This is a genomic window from Buchnera aphidicola (Brachycaudus tragopogonis), from assembly GCF_964059175.1.
In the GTDB taxonomy this organism is placed as follows: domain Bacteria; phylum Pseudomonadota; class Gammaproteobacteria; order Enterobacterales; family Enterobacteriaceae; genus Buchnera; species Buchnera aphidicola_BM.
In genome coordinates, this window is sequence record NZ_OZ060418.1 from 82873 (window position 1) to 102678 (window position 19806).

Consider the following 19806-nt stretch of genomic DNA (forward strand, 5'->3'; position numbering starts at 1 on the left):
CTTAATGAAATATAAAAAAATTTCGTTGTCTATTTTAGAAGAAATAGAAATAAAAAAAATAGAAAAAGAAATAATTAATATTAAAAACATGTCTTTAAAGCAAGAAGATAATAATAAACAGTTAAAATTATTAATAAAATATGAAAAAGAATATATAAAACAAATAAATAACAGATTATTATCAGGAATTGGTGTATATCAGTGGAAAAATTATAATAATTTTATTTCTATATTAAGTGTAATTATTAAAGATAATAGAAATATGATTCAAAAAAATAAAGAATTAATTAAAGAAAAATTAAAAATATGGTCTGAAAGTCAAAAGAAATTAAAATTTTGGCAATCTTTAAGTGTTATTAATAAAAAACAAATATTGAAATTCAAAAAAACAGAAGAGCAAACCATTAATGATAATTATGTTCAATTAAAGTTTTTAAAAAAAGGATGAGCATTATAATGTTAGAAATAATTTGCAACACAGTATTACAAAAAAATATTCTTTCTAATAATAAAAATAATACTTTTAATATTATTAACGAAGCATATAGATCTAAATCTATATTTGATGAATTACAGAAAAACGTACTTAATCAAATAATAGAATTTGAAAATGTTTCTACCGAATATAAAAAAAAAGATGACAAAAATATTATATGTAATAATTTAATGATGAATAGTCTATTAAATATTTTAAATAAAACAGATAAGGACTTACATGAAAATCATTTAAAAAATGTTAAAAATAATATAAAAAAAAAAAAATAACACATAAAAAAAATGTTTTATTAGATAATTTTTATTTTTTAAAAAATATAAAGAATATAAAAAATTATAAAATAAAAAAAAATAAAAACAAAAATCAATTTCAAACATTATCTGCAAGAGTATTATCTAATAAATTAGGTAAAAATCTTCTAAGTCAAGAAAATATATTAAATAATTTACATTTAATAAAATTAAAGCATCAATATGATGATAAAAAAATAAATTTTTACAATACAAATAATGGCGATATCAAAAACATAAACAATGAGAAAAATTTTAACTCGATTAATGTAAAAAATAGCAAAGAGATTTTGTTTTTATCAAAAAATATAAATAAAATAGATTATAGTATACGTAATACACATGTTTTAAAAGATTTTAATAAAAAAGAATTGCTAAAAAAAAATGTAGATCCATTTTTTTTTATTGATTCAAAAAATTCTATAGAATGGAAGAAATCTATCAGTCAGAAGATACTTTTATCTATTTCCAATAAAGAGAATCAAGCTAAAATATATTTACAACCAGAAAACTTAGGTTCGATATATATTAAAATTAAAATGAAAGATGATCAAGCAATCTTGAGTTTTATTTCTAACAATAATGAAGTTAGAATATTTTTAAACAATTGTGTCCCTTTTTTACGTGATTCATTAAATAAAAGTGGTATTTCGTTAAGAAAGGTAAATATTTATAGTTCTTTAAAAAATATTAGAATGAAAGATTCTAAAAAAAATTTTAATGAAAAATTTGTGAATTCATATAAATTACAAGAAATATTAAACATATATAAAAAGAGTACAGGATTAATAAAACGTCAAGAAATTGATGTATATGTTTAATTAAACATGTAATGCATCTTAAAAAGATGTAAAACTATATTTTATATAAATCACAAATCAAATTTTTAATTTTATTTTCTAGTCACTTTTTACCTCTGGGGTATATAAATGGGGAAAAGTAATAATTTACATAATGATCTTAAAAAATTTTTTTATAGAGAAAAAAAAATAAACAATCTTTTTGAAAAAGATGAAATTAAAATATTAGAAGATATTAATGATTGTTTTATAAAACAAATTATAACAGATTTTTCTATTTTTTTAAAAAAAGATATTAATGTAATTTTTCATAATACAAAAATCGAACTTGATAATAATAGTAATATAAAAAATTTTAGATGTATTAACTTAATAGAAATATTTCCCTATAAAAATCAATCTTTTATAACTTTTTCTTCTAGTTTTTTCTCTGTTATAATAGATCTTTTATTTGGAGGTAATGGTGACATTCAAGATAAAAAAAATCAAGCAATAGACATGACATCTACTGAATTATGGATTAATAAAAAAATCACTACATTAATCATAGAATGTCTTTCTAAAATTTATAAAAATTTTTTTTCTCTTGAGATAAAATTTATTAAAATTAAAGTTCTTATTGATTTAAAGAAAGTAGATTTTAATTCCAGTGAATTATTTGTTATTAGCTCTTTTTATTTTAAAGTTAATAACAAAAAAATTTTTTTTAGTATTTTAGTACCGATATCAATAATAAAAAATTTAAGTAGAAAAAAATTAATTTCAATTCACAATAATCAAGAGTTAGATATAGGAATAAATGTTTTAAATAGTTTTTCTTTTAAAAATCTATATAATGTTGAATTAGAGATTATATCTAAGATCATAGATCTTTCTATCTCTTATAAAGAATTGCGCAATTTATCAGTAGGAGATGTTTTATCAATTCAAAAACCTGATAAAATTATAGGATGCATAGAAAATAAATCTATATTTTTTGGCAAATACAAAAGATTTAATGCACAATCTATTATTTTTATAGAAGAATTTATTAATATAGAGTCTACTCAAGATAAGGAAAATACTCTTATGAGTAATATAGAAAAAAATTCTGATAATGAACAATTAATTGATTCGAAAGAAAAAATAACTAAACATAAAAATGTTGATGTAAATTCTTTATCTCAAAAAAATATAGATAATAAAAATATTTTACTTGATACAGTAGTTAATATTACTGTTGAATTAGGAAAAACAAGAATAAAAATTAAAGATTTTCTTAAATTTTCAAAAGGAAGTATGTTAATTTTAGATAAATTAACAACAGAATCATTAGACGTATTTATAAATGGTTTTTTAATTGCTTCTGGTGAAATTGTAGTCTTAGATAAAAAATATGGTCTTCGTATTACGAACATAAAAAATTCTTTAAAAACTATTAATGTTACATCTTAAATGTAAATGTTATGAAAAACAATGCATCTTTTCAAACAATGTTTAGTACTTTTCAATCTATATTTAATAATGAAAAATTTTTTCAAATAATCAGTTCACTATCCCAAATAATATTACTAATATTAGTTTTAAGTTGGATTTTAAGAAAAATTTCTTTTTTTAAATTTAATAATATGCTTTCTTCTATGAAAGTAATAGACAGACTATCTGTCGGATCACATGAATATGTTGTGCTAATAGAAGTTGAACAAGTCAAATTAGTATTAGGTGTAACGGCAAAAAATATTACTTATTTATACACACTATCATCAACTTTGAAAGAGAACATAGAAAATCAAAAAGATGATATTTGTTTAAAAAAAAAATATTTTAAATTTTTCTTTAAAAAAACTTGATAAAATTTCCTGGAAAAAACAATGTTTTATCGAATTATTCCATTTTTAGTTTTATTGTTATTTTGTCCAACAGTACGGGCAGATATTCCTGCATTGACTAGTCGTCTTTTAGAAGACGGAGGACAAACTTGGTCTGTTTCAGTTCAGACGTTAGTTTTTTTGACATCATTAACTTTTCTTCCAGCTTTTCTTTTAATGATGACTAGTTTTACAAGAATTATTATTGTTTTTGGTTTATTACGCAATGCTTTAGGTACTCCTTATGCTCCTCCAAATCAAATATTACTTGGTTTGGCGTTATTTTTAACTTTTTTTATTATGTCTCCCACCTTTGATAAAATTTATCAAGATGCTTATGTACCTTTTAGCGAAGAAAAAATAAATATGGAAGATGCTATTATAAAAGGTTCTGGTCCTCTAAAAAAATTTATGTTAAATCAAACACGTATACCTGATTTGGAATTGTTTTCAAAATTAGCGCATATTTCTTCTTATGAAAATAAGAATGATATACCGATGCGAATTTTGCTACCTGCATTTGTTACTAGTGAATTAAAAACTGCTTTTCAAATTGGATTTACTATTTTTATACCTTTTTTAATTATTGATTTAGTTGTAGCTAGTGTATTGATGGCTCTTGGTATGATGATGGTGCCACCTTCAACAATTTCTTTGCCTTTTAAATTAATGCTATTTGTATTAGTAGATGGATGGCAATTATTAATCACTTCATTAGCTCAAAGTTTTCATGCATAATGTTTTCATAAATATTTTTTATATTATAAATAATTTTAAATTAACTATTAAAAATAGGAGATGTTTATGACTGCTGAATATGTAATGGAATTATTTCATAATGCCATGAAAGTTACATTAATGCTTGCATCACCATTACTTTTAGCTGCTTTAATTAGCGGCTTAATTATTAGTGTATTACAAGCTGCAACACAAGTTAATGAACAAACACTCTCTTTCATTCCTAAAATTATTTCTGTTTTAGGTGTAATGGCAATACTTGGGCCTTGGATGTTAGGTGTTATGCTAGATTATATGCATAATTTATTTAACAATATACCATTGATTATTAAATAATGTTAACGTTTAGTAGTGTTCAATTAATAACGTTAATTAGTAATTTTTTTTGGCCCATGGTGCGAATTTTATCTTTTTTTTCTGTAGCACCTATTTTTAACGATAAATTAATAAATAAAAAAAGTAAAATAGTATTATCTGGTATAATAAGTTCCTTAATCTCTCCTTTTTTACCTGAAGTCCATGCTACTTTATTTTCTTATATTGGATTCTTACTATTATTTCAGCAAATATTGATTGGAGTTGTGTTAGGTTTTACTGCACAATTATTATTTGCCACAGTAAATTTATCTGGAGAAATCATAGGATTACAGATGGGTTTATCATTTGCAACTTTTTTTAATAATAACAATCATATTGGTATTTCGATAATATCTCGTTTGTTAAATATTTTTTTTCTATTTTTTTTCTTAGTTTTAAACACTCATCTGTATTTAATTTCTATATTAATTGATAGTTTTTATAGTGTTCCTATTGATGACTATTTTATAAATACAAATATTTTTTTTGATTTGTTAAATTTTTCTAGTCATATTTTTTTAAATAGTATTTTATTTATTTTACCAGTAATAATTATTTTATTGGCCATTGGATTTATTATGAGTTTATTAAATCGTTTGTCACCTCAAATATCTATTTTTTCTATTGGTTTTCCACTTAATTTGTTAATAGGAATGTGGGTATTATATTCTTTGATATCTATCATGTTTCCTTTTTTTGAAAAATTATTAAATGAATTAACATTTTTTATGTCTCATATTTTTGAATAGATACAAAGTTTTTTTCAATAAAGTATAATTTTGAAAAAAATTATACTTTAATTTGATGGATAAAAAATTTTAAAAAAATAATAATTTTTATTTTATTTTTCCTTCATTGTATAAAACATGTTTTCTAATTACAGGATCATATTTTTTAAATTGTAATTTATCTGGTGTATTTCTTTTATTTTTAGTTGTAGTATAATAATGACCTGTTCCTGCAGATGAAATCATTTTTATTTTCTCACGATTTTTTTTAGCCATACATTAACCTTTATTTTTTTTGTATTTTATTTTTTTTATTATTTTTTCAATACCATGTTTATTAATATAACGCATTCCATTAGCTGAAATACGTAATTTAATAAATCGTTTTTCATCAGAAATCCAAAATCGATGATATTGAATGTTTGTTAAAAATTGTCTTTTAGTTGCATTCATAGCATGAGATCGATTATTACCAATCATTCTTTTTTTACCAGTAACTTGGCATATACGTGACATAATATTGTCTCTTTTAAATTAAAAAATTAACAGGTTTTAATTGATGAATTCTGTAAAGATGATAATGATATAAAAAATATTTTAACATATTATAAAAAAGTATAATAGATATTTGATATATCTTAATTTTTATAAATTTGATAAGTAATATTTTTAATAAATTTTTTACAAAAAAATATGTATCTGTAATTTTTAATATTTACAATAATTAATAAGACTTAATATTTAAAAATAAAATATTTTTTTTGTTTTCTTTAATATACAAAAGATTTTTTATATTAAATATTATTTATATTTATCATAAATGCATTTCTTAAGTTAATAATTTAATATTGAATCAGGACAATTTTTTATGAGTATATATCAGAGATACTTGTCTAAATCTTTGATTTTTTTTTCTGGTATTTGTATTATTTTTTTATTATGTATAGAAAGTAATATTGGTTTTAAACTTATTTTTAATTTTACTAATCAATTCTTTATAGGATTAAAAATAGAAGAAGTATCAGGAAATTGGCGTGATTTTACATTGAACAATATTCGTTATAATACTTCAGAATTTTTTGTTAAAGCAGATAGTATACATATAACATTAGACATTCAATCGTTATTTCAGAAATCAACAGTATGCAAAGAAATTGAGACAAAAAATTTAATAGTTTTATTAAAAAAAAACAGGTCTTCTTATCCTTTTACCAAGGATGCCTCTTCTAATATTATAAAAAAAAATATATTTATTAAATATTCTATAATCTTTAAAAAAATACATATTGATAAAATTTTGTTAAAAACAAGCAATATAAATGTATTTTTATCAAATGTTTATAGTGGTATAAATTTAATAAATAACACTGTTACTTTTTCTCCTACTTATGTTGATACTATGCACGTAGTATCCTTGACAGATTCAAATATTAAATTAAAAAAAAGTTTTAAAAAAAATACTTTAGAAGCTATAAATGGTATTTTTGACATTGAAAAAATAAATAGTTTTCTGCATTTTTTATCTACTCAATCAAAAATTTTCATTCCATTAAATATTAATTTAACATTTTTAAAATGTAAAAATTTAAATTTTTCAAATAATAATATTGATACTTTTTTATCATTAGAATTACAAGTTCAAGTAATAAAAAACATTTTAAACATAAAAAAAATAAAAATAAATTCAAATCTTTTAAATATTCAATCTTATGGAAAAATTATTTTTAATAGTAATTCGATTATATTTAATATAGAAAATAAAATATTAATGCCTAATTTTTATAAGAAAACGATAGATATTTCATTTAAAGCTAGTTTAAAAAATCAATTTATTTTTCAATTAAAATTTAATAATTTCTACAAAATTAATATACATGGTTTAATGCTATTACAGAATTTAAATCATTCATTTTTTTTACATTTAAACAGTAATAATTTATCTTTTTTTATAAAAAAAAAATTAATTTTAAAATTAAAGAATTTTAATATTACTTTAATGGGAAAAAAAAATCACTATTCTTTATCTTTAAAGAATATTTTAAGTATAAAGGGTATGCCATCAATTTTTATCAAAATTAATGGGCATGGTGATTTAAAGAATATTTTTTTAAAAAAAATAAGATATTTTATTCTTAAAAAAAGTTTTTTTCATAAAAAAATAATTCCTTTAAAAAGTGTTTTGGAATACCATCAATCTATTTCTCAATTAATAGGAAAGATTCATTTATCAGGCAAATCTAGTAATAATATATATAATTTATGTGCTTCTAAAATACATTTAGATGGGAATATAATGCAAAAAAATTTCTCCATATTAGGTTCCTTATGCTATAAAAATTTTAATGTTTTAAAAATTCCTAGATTAGATATATTCGCTGGAAAAAACAAATTATATTTAAAAGGTTTGTTAGGAAAGAGAATTAATATTTATTCTTCTGTTTATGCCAATAATTTAGATTATTTTTTACCTAATTTACAGGGTAAAGTTAAATCTAAACTAAATTTATATGGCAATTACAGATTACCTATGATGACAAATAAAATTTTAGCACGTAATTTAAATTGGAATAATATACACTTAAACAGTCTAAGAATGTTTTCGAATATAAATATAAAAAATGCGTTACCGGGAAAAGTTCTACTTGATGTGAAAAAATTGCAGCTTGATAAATTTTATATTAATTTTTTACGCATTAAAGCTAATTGGAATAATAAAAAACAAAATTTTTGTTTTTTATTAAACAGTCCTGATTTATATGTAAATGTAGCTTTAAAAAGCATGATTGATAATAAAACAGGTGATTGGCACGGTTCATTTAAAAAAATTAATATTAGAACTTTTTTAGGTGAATTAATTACTCAAAAAAGTCCTCGTTTTTATTATAATAAGAATAAAAATATTAATAATATTTATGAAAAAAAAGAAAAATTAAAAAACACTTTTTTATATAAAATAAAAAAATCTCTTTTTAACATATTGAAACATCATCATATTGATTTTAAAAGTAAATTGTCTGTTCAAGCAAAATTAAAATGGATATTAGGAAAAGATTTATATCATGTAAAAATGTTTTTGAAAAGTAAAAACGTTAAACTATCAAAAGTAACTAAAGAAGCAGTATTTTATGAAGACGTAGATGATATAAAAATATTTCTTAATTTTAGAAATAATAATCTTAAAAGTAAATGGACAGTAACAAAATATATCACTTCATTAGAAAAAAATATTTCTGGATATTTAAATATTTTAGATATTTATAATCAAAAAAATATAGAAGGTAATTCTATTATTTCTAATTTTCCAATCTCTTTGATTAACTTTTTTACTACAAATTTTAAACAAGTAGATGGTGTTTTTGATGGTAAAATAAAATTTTTTGGAACTTTATATCGGCCTAAAGTGTCGGCTGATGTTAATCTAAAAAATATTTTTATTAAAAGTGATAATATATTAAAGTATATAACTTTATTTTTTCCTTATTTTATAGGTAAAACAGAGCATATAAAAATTAATCAAGAGATTATGATAAAGAACGCTAATATATTATTTAGATTAAATACATTTTTAAATAATAAAAATCCAGAATGGAATGTTTCATTTTATAGTAAAAAAATAGTTATAGAAATTTTTCCTAAAATAAAAGTAAAGTTTTCTTCTCAATTAGAATTACATTATTTACTGAACAAATATGATATACTTGGATATATAAGATGTGCTTTATTTTTTTTTAAAATTGATGAAAAAGATTTTATTTTTTAGAAAAAATTTTATTAATATTATTAATTTTTTTTTGCACGATTGTATGCAACTTGTATTTCTTTTTTTGCATCTTTATGATTTCCCCATCCTGTAATTTTGACCCATTTTTCTGTTTCTAGTTGTTTATAATGCTGAAAGAAATGTGAAATTTGTTTTTTTAACAATTTTGATAGATCTGATATATCATTTATGTTTTCATATTCTTTACAGATTTTACTATTAGGTACAGCTATAATTTTAGCATCGTCTCCTGATTCGTCATGCATGTTTAATATTCCAATAGGCTTACAATGAATAACACAATGAGATTGTATAGGATAATAAGAAGGTACTAAAACATCTAAAGGATCACCGTCTAAAGACAATGTTTGATTTATATAGCCATAGTTACAAGGATAAAACATTGGAGTTGATATAAATCTGTCTACAAATAGCATACCTGATTTTTTATCTATTTCATATTTAATTGGAGATGAATTTGATGAAATTTCTATTATAACGTATATATCATTTGGTATATTATCACCGGCAATAATTTTATTTAAATTCATAAGTATTCCTTTATAATACTCTCTGTATAAGTAATTAATTTTCAATCAATTTTTTTATAAAAATGAAAAAATATATTCTAATTTAATAAAATTTTAACATTTAGGAAAAATTAAATCCATTTTTTTATACGTAAAGTAATTTATTTTAATTTTTGTTTTGTTTAATATAATATGAATATATTAAAAATATATTTTTAAGGATCTTTATATGCAAATAATAAAAGACATAGAAAAAGAAGAATTGTTTCTGATAAACACAGTAAAAAAAACATTAGAAATTGCTAAAAATAAAACAACTGCTATCGAGGTTTCTATTAAAAAAACAATAGGTATTAGTGTTAATGTCAGAAATAATATTGTTGAAAATGTTGAATTTAATAGTGATGGTGGACTGTTAATAACAGTATACAATAAATTTTCCAAAGGTAGTGTTTCATCGAAAGATTTTAGTCTCAGTGGTATTACAAGTATGTTGAATATGGCTATCGACATTTCAAAGCATTCTTCTTCTGATTTTTTTTCAGGTTTACCTGATATAAATTTATTATGTTTTCGTGCTATAAATATTGATTTATTTCATCCATGGGAGTTCAATATAGAACATGCAATTCAATATGCTACTATTGCAGAAAAAGAAGCTTTTAAGTTTGATAAAAGAATTGTTAATAGTGAAGGTAGTTTTTTTAATAGTAACATTACTATAAATGTTTTTGGTAATAGCTTAGGTATGTTAGAAAAATATAAATCTACTTGTTATTCAACTTATAATTGTATGATTGCTCGAGATCAAAAATCTATGCAAAGAGATTTTGATTATTCTATCTCAAGAAAAATAGAAAATTTAGAAAAATCAGAAATATTAGGTCAAAAAACTGCTAGACGTGTTTTATCTCGTTTAGGTTCACGAAAAATGCGTACTATGAAGTCTCCAATAATTTTTTCAGCAGAGATATCTCATATTTTTTTTTCACATCTTGCTAATGCGATTAGTGGAGATAATGTTTATCAAAAATCTACTTTTTTAATTAACGATTTAAAAAAAAGAATTTTTCCTGAATGGCTTAACATTCAAGAAAATCCTCATTTAAAACAGGGTTTAGCGAGTAAACCTTTTGATAACGAAGGTGTAACAACAAAGATTAAACATATTATTGAAAATGGTGTGTTAACAACATGGTTATTAAACAGTTATAATGGTCGTAAACTAAATTTAGATAGTACAGGAAATGCTGGGGGAATTTATAATTGGTTAGTTTCAAATAATTGTACATCTTTTGAAGAATTATTAAAAAAAATGCATCAAGGTGTATTAGTAACTGAATTAATGGGACAAGGTGTAGATATAGTTAGTGGAAATTATTCACGTGGAGCAATAGGCTTTTGGATTGAAAATGGAAAAATTTCTTATCCTGTTAATGAGATTACTATATCTGGAAATTTAAGAAGCATGTGGAACAATATTATTAGTATTAGTAATGATATTGATACACGCAATAACATTCAATGTGGCTCAATTTTATTATCTGAAATGCAAGTGTCTGGTAACTAATATTTTATTTTTTATAAATTTTTATTAAAGGTAATAAATTTATTACCTTTATAATATATTAAGGTGATGTGTTTTTATAATAGAATGAAGTTGACCTTTAAGCCGGGTTCTGTTTTAACAGTCATTCATCTAGATTAGTAATCACTTACTAACTCAAGCAGCCTACCCAGGTTTAAATAGTACGAGCAATACGGAAAAAACACCCTATATTTGGCTTTGCTCCGGGTGGAGTTTACCATGCCATAAATTTGTTACCAAATATGCGGTGTGCTCTTACCACACCTTTTCACCCTGGCCGTATTTTATTGATAATTTAAAAAAATAGGTGGTTTATTTTCTGTTGCACTAGTCATAAGCTTACGCTTTCCAGATGTTATCTGGCACCCTGCTCTCTGGAGCCCGGACTTTCCTCTTTTTAATTTTTTTATAAAACTAAACAGCGACTGTTTGGTCAACTTCAAATTTTAATTGTACATTGTTTCAATAAAATTGTCATTATTATTTTTTATTACATGTTTATATAAATTGTTTTTACTAACTTTATGTATTTTAGAAGTAATTAAAACAGCTTTTTTTAATGAAAAAAAATTTCTTAATATATAAAATGTGTCTAATGTTTTTTTTGTTATAACGGTGGTCTTTAATGGTTTAAAACCATCTATAATAATTACCATTTCTCCTTGATAACGATATTTATCTTCTTGGAGCCATTTTAGGATTGAAATTGCTGTTGCTCCATAAATAGATTCCCATTTCTTAGTAATTTCTCTAGCTATTACTACATGTCTATTTTTATCTATTTGTTCTGTTATATCTCGTATACTTTCAAGTATTCTATGCTTAGTTTCATAAAAAATAATTGTTCTTGTTTCTTCTTTTAAAGAATGAAGTAAATCACATCTTGTTTTTTTTTTAGAGGGAAGAAAACCTTCATAACAAAAACGATTGTTATATATTCCAGAAGCACTTAAGGCTGTAATAGCAGCACAAGCTCCAGGAAGTGGGATGACTTGAATATTAAAAAAATGACATTTTTTAATTAATATATTACCGGGATCATTAATAATTGGAGTGCCTGCATTAGAAACTAGAGCAATTTTTTTTCCTTTCTGTAGCTCTTTAATTAAATTATTACTCTTATCTTTTTCATTTTCTTTGTTCATTGATATTAGATGGTTTTTAATATTAAAATGTTGTAGTAAAATATTGGTGTGTCTAATATTTTCAGCAGCAATCAAATTAACATTTTTTAGTACTTCTAATGCTCGATGAGTGATATCTGATAAATTTCCGATAGGTGTAGGTACAATGTAAAGAGTACCATTATACAATTTTTTCATTTTTTATCCATAATGTTTTTCATGTATGAGGTGATAAAATATTTTTAAAAAATTATATTTCTATTATATACATAATTTTTTTTATAGATATAAGGATTATAAGTGAAACGAGTGGTGATTACAGGTTTTGGTATTATTTCTAGCATCGGAAATAATAAAAAAGAAGTATTAGATTCTTTATATAATGGAACTTCTGGTGTTGTATTTTCGGAAGAAATGAAAAAATTTGGCATGCGTAGTCAAATTTGGGGGAATATTAAGTTAACAAAAAAACATTTTATCAAACATAAGATGGATCGGTTTATGAACGATGCTTCTATGTATGCTTTTTTAGCCATGATTGAAGCTATTAGAGATTCTAAAATTAAAAATCAAGAGTATCAAAAAAATCCTCGTGTAGGATTAATTGCTGGTTCAGGATGCGGTTTTCCTAAATATTATATGAAAAATGATATAAAATCTATAAAAAGTATACGTACTTTTAATGATATTAGTCCTTACATTGCGATAAAAACAATGCCTTCTGGGGTATCAGCATGCTTATCTACGATATTTAAAATTTATGGAATAAATTATTCAATAAGTTCTGCTTGTACAACTTCTGCTCATTGTATTGGCAATGCGTTTGAATTAATAAAATGTGGTAAACAAGATCTTATTTTCGCAGGTGGTGGTGATGAAGTCAGTTTAGAATTAGCTAGTGAATTTGATGCGATGAGAGCGCTTTCGACTAATTTTAATAATACTCCTAATAAAGCATCACGTGTTTATGATATTAACCGTGATGGTTTTGTTATTTCCGGTGGTGCGGGCATATTAGTTATTGAAGAGTTGAATTTAGCTTTATCGCGTTCTGCTAATATTTATGCCGAAATAGTTGGATATGCTACAACATCTGATGGTTTCAGTATGGTTGTACCTTCAGGAAGTGGCGCAGTTCGTTGCATGAATTTAGCAAAAGAAAATAAAAAAATATGTATTGATTATGTTAATGTACATGGAACATCTACTAAAATTGGTGATTTAATGGAATTAAAAGCCATTAAGAAAGTATTTAATAATGAAAAAAAACCAATGATTTCAGCAACAAAATCAATAACAGGTCATGCATTAGGAGCATCGGGAGTGCACGAAATTATTTATACATTGTTAATGTTAAAATATAATTTTATAGCTCCGACAATTAATATTGAAATATTAGAACCTTATGCAAAAGATATGAACATTGTACAGAAAACTATAAATACAAAAATTAATATAGCCATGTCTAATAGTTTTGGATTTGGTGGTACAAATGTATCTTTGATAATAAAAAAATACTAGTATTTTTTTATTAAATTTTGTTTTTATACTATTTTATATATGTTAGATAATTTTATTATATAATCAATGGTTATTTTTTAGTATATAGAAACATATATTTTAAAAATAATTTAAAGAAATAAAATCATTTTAATATTGTTAATATTAAAATGATTTTTTTCTTATGAAGAATTTATCATGCATTAGTATTAAATAAAATGTATATTTTATATATGATTTAAATATATGTTAATTTACATTTTTTATATTCGAACAATAACGAGATTAAAATATGAATCAATTAGATGCATTAAAAAAGTTTACAACTGTTGTAGCTGATACTAGTGATATAGAATCTATTTGTAAGTATAATCCAGAGGATGCTACTACTAATCCATCTTTAATACTGCAAGCTGTAAATTCTAGTATAAATAATCATTTTATCGATAAAGCAGTAAAATATGCAAAAAAGAAAGGAGGATTATACAAAGATCAAATAATTAATGCTAGTGATAAAATATTAGTAGATCTAGGAATTGAAATTTTAAAATATATACCAGGTTATATTTCTAGTGAAGTGGATGCACGTTTATCTTTTAGCACAGAAAAATGTATTTTAAAAGCAAAAAAAATAATAAATTTATATGAAGAACAAGGCATTTCTAGATCAAGAATTTTAATTAAGTTAGCTGCTACATGGGAGTGTATAAAAGCTGCAGCAGAACTTAAAAAAGATAACATTCTTTGTAATCTAACTCTTTTGTTTTCTTTTGCTCAAGCACGTGTCTGTGCTGAAGCAGCTGTATTTTTAATTTCTCCTTTTGTTGGACGGATTTATGACTGGTATGTTTCTCAAAAATTAATATCAGAATCTTCTGTGGAAAAAGATCCTGGTGTTATGTCTGTTTGTAAAATATACGATTACTATAAAAAATATAATTATAAAACTATAATTATGGGTGCAAGTTTTCGTAATATTCAACAAATATTAGATTTATCTGGATGTGATCGATTAACTATTTCACCTATTTTATTAAAAGAATTAGAGTCTAATAATAAATGTTTAGAAAGAAAACTTATTCCACCTACTACTTTTTTAACTCCTCCTATGCCATTATCTCAAGAAGAATTTAGATGGGAACATAATCAAGATGCGATGGCTGTTCAAAAGTTATCAGAAGGCATAAGAAATTTTGCAAAAGATCAATTATCCTTAGAAAAAATAATTTCTAAAAAAATATAATAATTGATTTTTTATTTTACATTCAAGGAAAATATATGTGTTCACGAACAGAACTAGCCAATGCTATTAGAATGTTAAGTATAGATGCTGTACAAAATGCAAAATCTGGACATCCTGGTATGCCTATGGGAATGGCAGATATTGCTGAAGTATTATGGAGAGATTTTTTGAAACATAATCCAGAGAATCCGGATTGGAATGATCGTGATCGTTTTGTTCTTTCTAACGGACATGGTTCTATGTTGTTGTACAGTTTATTACATCTTACTGGATATGATTTATCTATAGAAGAATTAAAAAATTTTAGAAAAATTAATTCAAAGACTCCTGGACATCCTGAAACAGGTGAAACTCCTGGTGTTGAAACAACTACAGGACCTTTAGGACAAGGTTTAGCTAATGCTGTTGGTATGGCAATTGCAGAAAAAACTTTAAGTTCTTATTTTAATCGACCAAACTATGACATAGTTAATCACTATACTTGGGTTTTTATCGGTGATGGTTGTTTGATGGAAGGTATTTCGCATGAAGTATGTTCTTTGGCTGGAACTTTAAAACTTGGTAAATTAATTGTTTTTTATGATAAAAATGGTATTTCTATAGATGGTAAAGTATCTAGTTGGTTTACAGATGATACAGCAAAGCGTTTTGAATCTTACAATTGGCATGTTCTAGATAAAATTGATGGTCATGATTATAAATCTATCAAAAATAGTATAGAAGAAGCAAAATTAATAACAAATAAACCTTCAATTATTATTTGTAATACAGTTATTGGTTTTGGTTCTCCTAATAAATCAGGAACAGCAGAATCACATGGAGCTCCTTTAGGAGAAAAAGAAATTCTTTTAACTAGAGAAAAACTAAATTGGAAGTATCCTCCTTTTCAAATACCTGATAAAATTTACAAAAAATGGAATTTTAAAAAACAAGGTTCTAAATTCGAACAAAAATGGAATAAAACATTTTATGCATATCAATTAAAGTATCCAGATTTATCAGTTGAATATTTAAGACGAATCAATAAAGAATTACCTATCAATTGGGATAAAAAAACTAATAATTATATTTGTTCTTTGCAAAAAAATACACAAAACATTGCTAGTCGTCAAGCTTCACAAAATACGTTAGAAGAATTTGGTAAAATATTACCTGAGTTGATGGGTGGATCAGCTGATTTGTCTCCTAGTAATTTAACTAAATGCTCTTTTTCTCTTTCTATTACTGACAATTCATCTGGAAATTATATTCATTATGGAGTGCGTGAGTTTGGAATGACAGCAATTGCCAATGGTATTGCGCATCATGGAGGATTTATCCCGTATACTGCTACATTTTTGATGTTTGTAGAATATGCGCGTAATGCAGTTCGTATGGCGGCTTTAATGAGTACTAAACATATTTTTGTATATACTCATGATTCTATCGGATTAGGAGAAGATGGTCCAACGCATCAGCCAGTAGAGCAATTGTCTAGTTTACGAATGACTCCAAATATAGATGTATGGAGACCTAGTGATCAAGTAGAGACAGCAGTAGCTTGGAAATTTGCTATTGAAAAAAAAACAGGCCCAACAGCATTAATTTTATCACGTCAAAATCTTTTTCAATTTAATAGAAATCCTCAACAATTAAAAAATATTTCTAGAGGAGCATATATATTATATGATTCTAAAAAAAGACTCGATATTGTTTTTATTTCTACTGGATCAGAGCTTAATGTTACTTTAATTGCTGCTAAAAAAATTGTTTCTTTAGGATATTCTATACGGGTAGTATCAATGCCTTCTACTGATGTTTTTGATAGACAAGATATCTCTTATAAAGAATTTATATTACCTTCTTATGTTACTAAAAGAGTTGCAATTGAAGCAAGTATAAAAGATTTTTGGTATAAATATGTAGGTATACATGGTCTGATTATCGGTATGAATACGTTTGGTGAATCAGCTCCAGCAGAAGATTTGTTTAGAAAATTTGGTTTTACGGTAGAAAATATAGTCGATAAATCAATAAAATTATTAAATTCTTAGAACTTATTTAAATATTGATGGGGTTTTATTCATTTATAACCCCATCTATTTTTTATAATAAAAAATAGATTATTAAGAATATATATTAGGAAAAAAGATGATTTGTTCCATAATTAAATTAGCACAAAAACTAATTCGTATTCCATCAATTAGTCCACAAGATTTAGGTTGTCAAGACATTATTATAAATCGTTTACGTAAAATTGGATTTCAAGTTAAAATAATTAATATAAATAATACAAAAAATTTTTGGGCTGTAAAGGGTATCGGTAAAACATTAACTTTTTTAGGTCATACAGACGTAGTATCACCTGGTGAAAATAAAAATTGGGATACTAATCCCTTTGATCCAGTTATTAATAATGGATTTTTATTTGGTCGAGGGGCTTCAGACATGAAAGGTTCTTTATCTGCTATGGTTATTGCAGTTGAGAATTTTGTAAAGAAAAATCCTAATCATAAAGGACGTTTATCTTTTTTAATTACTTCTGATGAAGAGTCTAGTGCTATTGATGGTACTATTAAAGTAATTGAATACTTGATTTCTAAAAAGGATATTATTGATTATTGTTTAATAGGAGAGCCATCTAGTACTAATTCCGTTGGTGATGTCATCAAAAATGGTCGACGTGGTTCTATTACAGCAAATTTAACTATCCATGGAATACAGGGTCATATTGCATATCCTGAATTAGCTGATAATCCGATACATAAAGGATTGCCTGTTCTTTTAAAAATAATATCTACTAAATTAGATAATGGTAATGATTTTTTTACGCCAACTACTATTAATATTGCAAATATAAAGGCAGGAGATGGAACTAATAATATTATTCCAGGATCTTTGTTTGTTCAATTTAACATTCGTTTTAGTACAGAATTATCTGATGCAGAGATTAAATCTAAAATTCAGAATGTATTAGATGAAAATAATATTAATTATTCAATAAGATGGTATCTTTCAGGAAAACCATTTATTACTAAAAAAGGCCTATTATTAGATACTGTCGTAGAGTCTATTATGCATTTCAAAAAAATCAAACCTATTTTATCTACTTCTGGTGGTACTTCTGATGGTCGATTTGTTTCATTAATGGGTTCTGAAATAGTAGAGTTAGGATTAACTAATAATACAATTCATAAAGTAAACGAATGTGTTAAGATATCTGATTTACAAATTTTAGGTTTAATGTATGAAGATATAATGAAAAAGCTATTTGCTTAATTAGTTTTATGAAAAATACTTCTAATGAGATTTTAATTGTAAAATCTTTGTTATCAGTGATGCAGAATATCATAAAGATAATCTGCACCAATTACTGGCAAGTATTTTCTTAAAATGTTTTTATAGAGGAGGAAATATATTATATTTTTTTTTTTCTAAATCTTTATCATTATAAGGAATTTTATATGCTTGATCTTCATCAGGAATAGTAATTCCTTTTGGAACAGTTAATATTTTTAATGGATGTTTTTTATCAAATAAAATATTATCTTTTTTAAAATCTTTTAACGTACAAGATGTTATTAAGAATAAGTTAATAATTTGAAATGTTATTATTATAAATTGTAAATATTTTTTATAATTTTTGAAGATTTGCATATTGAAGTGCTTTTTCAAGTTTTAAGCGTGTAGTTTTTAATATTGGAGTTAATGGTAAACGTAGTGTATCATGTTTTATTAATCCAATTCTTTTAGCTAACCATTTTACTGGAATAGGATTAGGTTCTATAAATAATGCTTCATGTAGTAGCACTAAACGTTTATTTATAGATCTTGCATTAATAAAATCTCCTTTTAATGCATATGAACAAATTTGCATCATTTCTTTTGCGGCAACATTGGCCGTAACTGATATAACACCCTGGCCACCTAGCTGTATAAAATCTAAAGCTGTTCCATCGTCTCCACTAATTAATAAAAAATTATTGTTAACTAGTTCTTTTATTTTATTAATTCTTGATAAATCACCAGTTGCTTCTTTAATACCTATAATATTTTTTAACTGAGATAATTTAGAAACTGTTTCTGGAAGCAAATCACATCCAGTACGACTAGGAACATTATATAAAATTTGTGGTAATTCAGTATTTTCTGAAATAGCTTTAAAATGTTGATATAATCCTTCTTGAGTTGGTCTATTGTAATACGGTGTTACTGTTAAACAGGCTGCAATTCCAGAGTTTTCAAATCTTTTTGTTAAAGATATAGCTTCTGTTGTAGCATTGGCTCCTGTTCCTGCAATAATCGGAATTCGTTTATCTGCTAATTCTAATGTCATCATAACAACATTTATATGTTCTTCTTGGCTTAGTGTTGCAGACTCTCCAGTTGTTCCAATAGAAACAATAGCTTTAGTTTTATTGAGAACATGATAATTTATTAGTTTCTTTAAACTAGATCGACAAACTTGACCTTTTTCATCCATGGGTGTAATTAGTGCAACAATACTTCCTGTGAACATTAGTTTTCCTCCATAAAAAGTATTTTATGGTATGTTTGACATGTATCTCAAATAAAGTATATAAAATCATGAACATAATTTTTTTAAAAAATTATTTCATTTTTAATATAAAAGTATTAGAGAATATAATATGTGTATTACAAAGTATAAATTAATTCTAATATAATAAAAAATGTATATTACGTATTAACACGTATGTTCAATTTTTTTTGTTTATGAAATATATTTAATATTCTTTTTAAGAATTAATGTAATTGTATTTAGAAATATTTTTCTCTTATTTTTTATATAATTTTTTTGTAATACA

General features: G+C 23.9%; 20 protein-coding genes and 1 other RNA gene. 14 read left to right on the forward strand and 7 right to left on the reverse strand.

Going from position 1 to position 19806, the window contains the following annotated elements; all coding sequences use genetic code 11:
* The first annotated feature begins 4 nt into the window (after positions 1 to 4).
* The 8 genes from AB4W64_RS00400 (at position 5) to fliR (ending at position 5277) form a co-directional block, all read left to right on the forward strand.
* On the forward strand, positions 5 to 448 hold the full coding sequence (locus tag AB4W64_RS00400) for a flagellar export protein FliJ (RefSeq protein WP_367678089.1): 444 nt from the start codon (positions 5 to 7) through the stop codon (positions 446 to 448).
* Positions 449 to 456: 8 nt separating this feature from the next.
* The gene (locus AB4W64_RS00405) at positions 457 to 765 is read left to right on the forward strand and encodes a hypothetical protein (protein WP_367678090.1); all 309 of its coding nucleotides are present in this window, start codon (positions 457 to 459) and stop codon (positions 763 to 765) included.
* A 311-nt stretch (positions 766 to 1076) separates the two neighbouring features.
* Positions 1077 to 1607 carry a flagellar hook-length control protein FliK gene (locus AB4W64_RS00410; protein WP_367678091.1) on the forward strand — a complete coding sequence of 177 codons (531 nt, stop codon included), beginning with the start codon at positions 1077 to 1079 and terminating at the stop codon, positions 1605 to 1607.
* A gap of 108 nt (positions 1608 to 1715) precedes the next feature.
* Complete coding sequence (gene fliN, locus AB4W64_RS00415) at positions 1716 to 3020, forward strand: flagellar motor switch protein FliN (RefSeq protein WP_367678092.1); 1305 nt, start codon at positions 1716 to 1718, stop codon at positions 3018 to 3020.
* Positions 3021 to 3031: 11 nt separating this feature from the next.
* The gene (fliO, locus tag AB4W64_RS00420) at positions 3032 to 3415 is read left to right on the forward strand and encodes a flagellar biosynthetic protein FliO (RefSeq protein ID WP_367678093.1); all 384 of its coding nucleotides are present in this window, start codon (positions 3032 to 3034) and stop codon (positions 3413 to 3415) included.
* 21 nt (positions 3416 to 3436) lie between these two features.
* Positions 3437 to 4171: a flagellar type III secretion system pore protein FliP gene (gene fliP / locus AB4W64_RS00425; protein WP_367678094.1), complete on the forward strand. Its 735-nt coding sequence runs from the start codon at positions 3437 to 3439 to the stop codon at positions 4169 to 4171.
* A gap of 66 nt (positions 4172 to 4237) precedes the next feature.
* Positions 4238 to 4507, forward strand: coding sequence for a flagellar biosynthesis protein FliQ (gene fliQ / locus AB4W64_RS00430; protein ID WP_367678095.1), 270 nt, complete (start codon positions 4238 to 4240; stop codon positions 4505 to 4507).
* On the forward strand, positions 4507 to 5277 hold the full coding sequence (gene fliR, locus AB4W64_RS00435; RefSeq protein WP_367678096.1) for a flagellar biosynthetic protein FliR: 771 nt from the start codon (positions 4507 to 4509) through the stop codon (positions 5275 to 5277). Before fliQ ends, fliR begins: the two co-directional genes overlap by 1 nt.
* A gap of 87 nt (positions 5278 to 5364) precedes the next feature.
* Here fliR and rpmG read toward each other — a convergent pair whose 3' ends face one another.
* Both rpmG and rpmB read right to left on the reverse strand, forming a co-directional pair.
* A complete protein-coding gene (gene rpmG / locus AB4W64_RS00440) occupies positions 5365 to 5532 on the reverse strand; it encodes a 50S ribosomal protein L33 (RefSeq protein WP_158359001.1) in 168 nt (55 codons plus the stop codon).
* Positions 5533 to 5535: 3 nt separating this feature from the next.
* Positions 5536 to 5772 carry a 50S ribosomal protein L28 gene (rpmB, locus tag AB4W64_RS00445; RefSeq protein WP_367678097.1) on the reverse strand — a complete coding sequence of 79 codons (237 nt, stop codon included), beginning with the start codon at positions 5770 to 5772 and terminating at the stop codon, positions 5536 to 5538.
* 352 nt (positions 5773 to 6124) lie between these two features.
* Here rpmB and AB4W64_RS00450 point away from each other — a divergent pair, with 352 nt between their 5' ends.
* Entirely contained in the window at positions 6125 to 9016 is a 2892-nt protein-coding gene (locus AB4W64_RS00450; RefSeq protein WP_367678098.1) for a translocation/assembly module TamB, read from the forward strand.
* 20 nt (positions 9017 to 9036) lie between these two features.
* On the opposite strand, the gene ppa is transcribed toward AB4W64_RS00450, so the two are convergent.
* Positions 9037 to 9567 (reverse strand): inorganic diphosphatase, encoded by a 531-nt coding sequence (ppa, locus tag AB4W64_RS00455; RefSeq protein ID WP_367678099.1) that lies wholly within the window; start codon positions 9565 to 9567, stop codon positions 9037 to 9039.
* Positions 9568 to 9775: 208 nt separating this feature from the next.
* Here ppa and pmbA point away from each other — a divergent pair, with 208 nt between their 5' ends.
* Positions 9776 to 11116 (forward strand): metalloprotease PmbA, encoded by a 1341-nt coding sequence (pmbA, locus tag AB4W64_RS00460; RefSeq protein WP_367678100.1) that lies wholly within the window; start codon positions 9776 to 9778, stop codon positions 11114 to 11116.
* An 82-nt stretch (positions 11117 to 11198) separates the two neighbouring features.
* On the opposite strand, the gene rnpB is transcribed toward pmbA, so the two are convergent.
* Both rnpB and rsmI read right to left on the reverse strand, forming a co-directional pair.
* Positions 11199 to 11575: RNase P RNA component class A (gene rnpB / locus AB4W64_RS00465), an RNA gene on the reverse strand.
* Positions 11576 to 11580: 5 nt separating this feature from the next.
* On the reverse strand, positions 11581 to 12456 hold the full coding sequence (rsmI, locus tag AB4W64_RS00470; RefSeq protein ID WP_367678101.1) for a 16S rRNA (cytidine(1402)-2'-O)-methyltransferase: 876 nt from the start codon (positions 12454 to 12456) through the stop codon (positions 11581 to 11583).
* Positions 12457 to 12558: 102 nt separating this feature from the next.
* Between rsmI and AB4W64_RS00475 the strand changes: the two genes are divergently transcribed.
* From AB4W64_RS00475 to dapE, 4 genes are all read left to right on the forward strand, one after another.
* Positions 12559 to 13779, forward strand: a complete 1221-nt coding sequence (locus AB4W64_RS00475) for a beta-ketoacyl synthase N-terminal-like domain-containing protein (RefSeq protein WP_367678102.1) — start codon at positions 12559 to 12561, stop codon at positions 13777 to 13779.
* A gap of 271 nt (positions 13780 to 14050) precedes the next feature.
* The gene (gene tal / locus AB4W64_RS00480) at positions 14051 to 15001 is read left to right on the forward strand and encodes a transaldolase (protein ID WP_367678103.1); all 951 of its coding nucleotides are present in this window, start codon (positions 14051 to 14053) and stop codon (positions 14999 to 15001) included.
* Positions 15002 to 15036: 35 nt separating this feature from the next.
* Entirely contained in the window at positions 15037 to 17034 is a 1998-nt protein-coding gene (gene tkt, locus AB4W64_RS00485) for a transketolase (protein WP_367678104.1), read from the forward strand.
* A gap of 97 nt (positions 17035 to 17131) precedes the next feature.
* Entirely contained in the window at positions 17132 to 18259 is a 1128-nt protein-coding gene (gene dapE, locus AB4W64_RS00490) for a succinyl-diaminopimelate desuccinylase (protein ID WP_367678105.1), read from the forward strand.
* Between the two features lie 120 nt (positions 18260 to 18379).
* Here the strand turns inward: dapE and AB4W64_RS00495 are convergent, their stop codons facing one another.
* Positions 18380 to 18637 carry a hypothetical protein gene (locus tag AB4W64_RS00495; RefSeq protein WP_367678106.1) on the reverse strand — a complete coding sequence of 86 codons (258 nt, stop codon included), beginning with the start codon at positions 18635 to 18637 and terminating at the stop codon, positions 18380 to 18382.
* On the reverse strand, positions 18615 to 19499 hold the full coding sequence (gene dapA / locus AB4W64_RS00500; protein ID WP_367678107.1) for a 4-hydroxy-tetrahydrodipicolinate synthase: 885 nt from the start codon (positions 19497 to 19499) through the stop codon (positions 18615 to 18617). Before dapA ends, AB4W64_RS00495 begins: the two co-directional genes overlap by 23 nt.
* Positions 19500 to 19806: the final 307 nt, after the last annotated feature.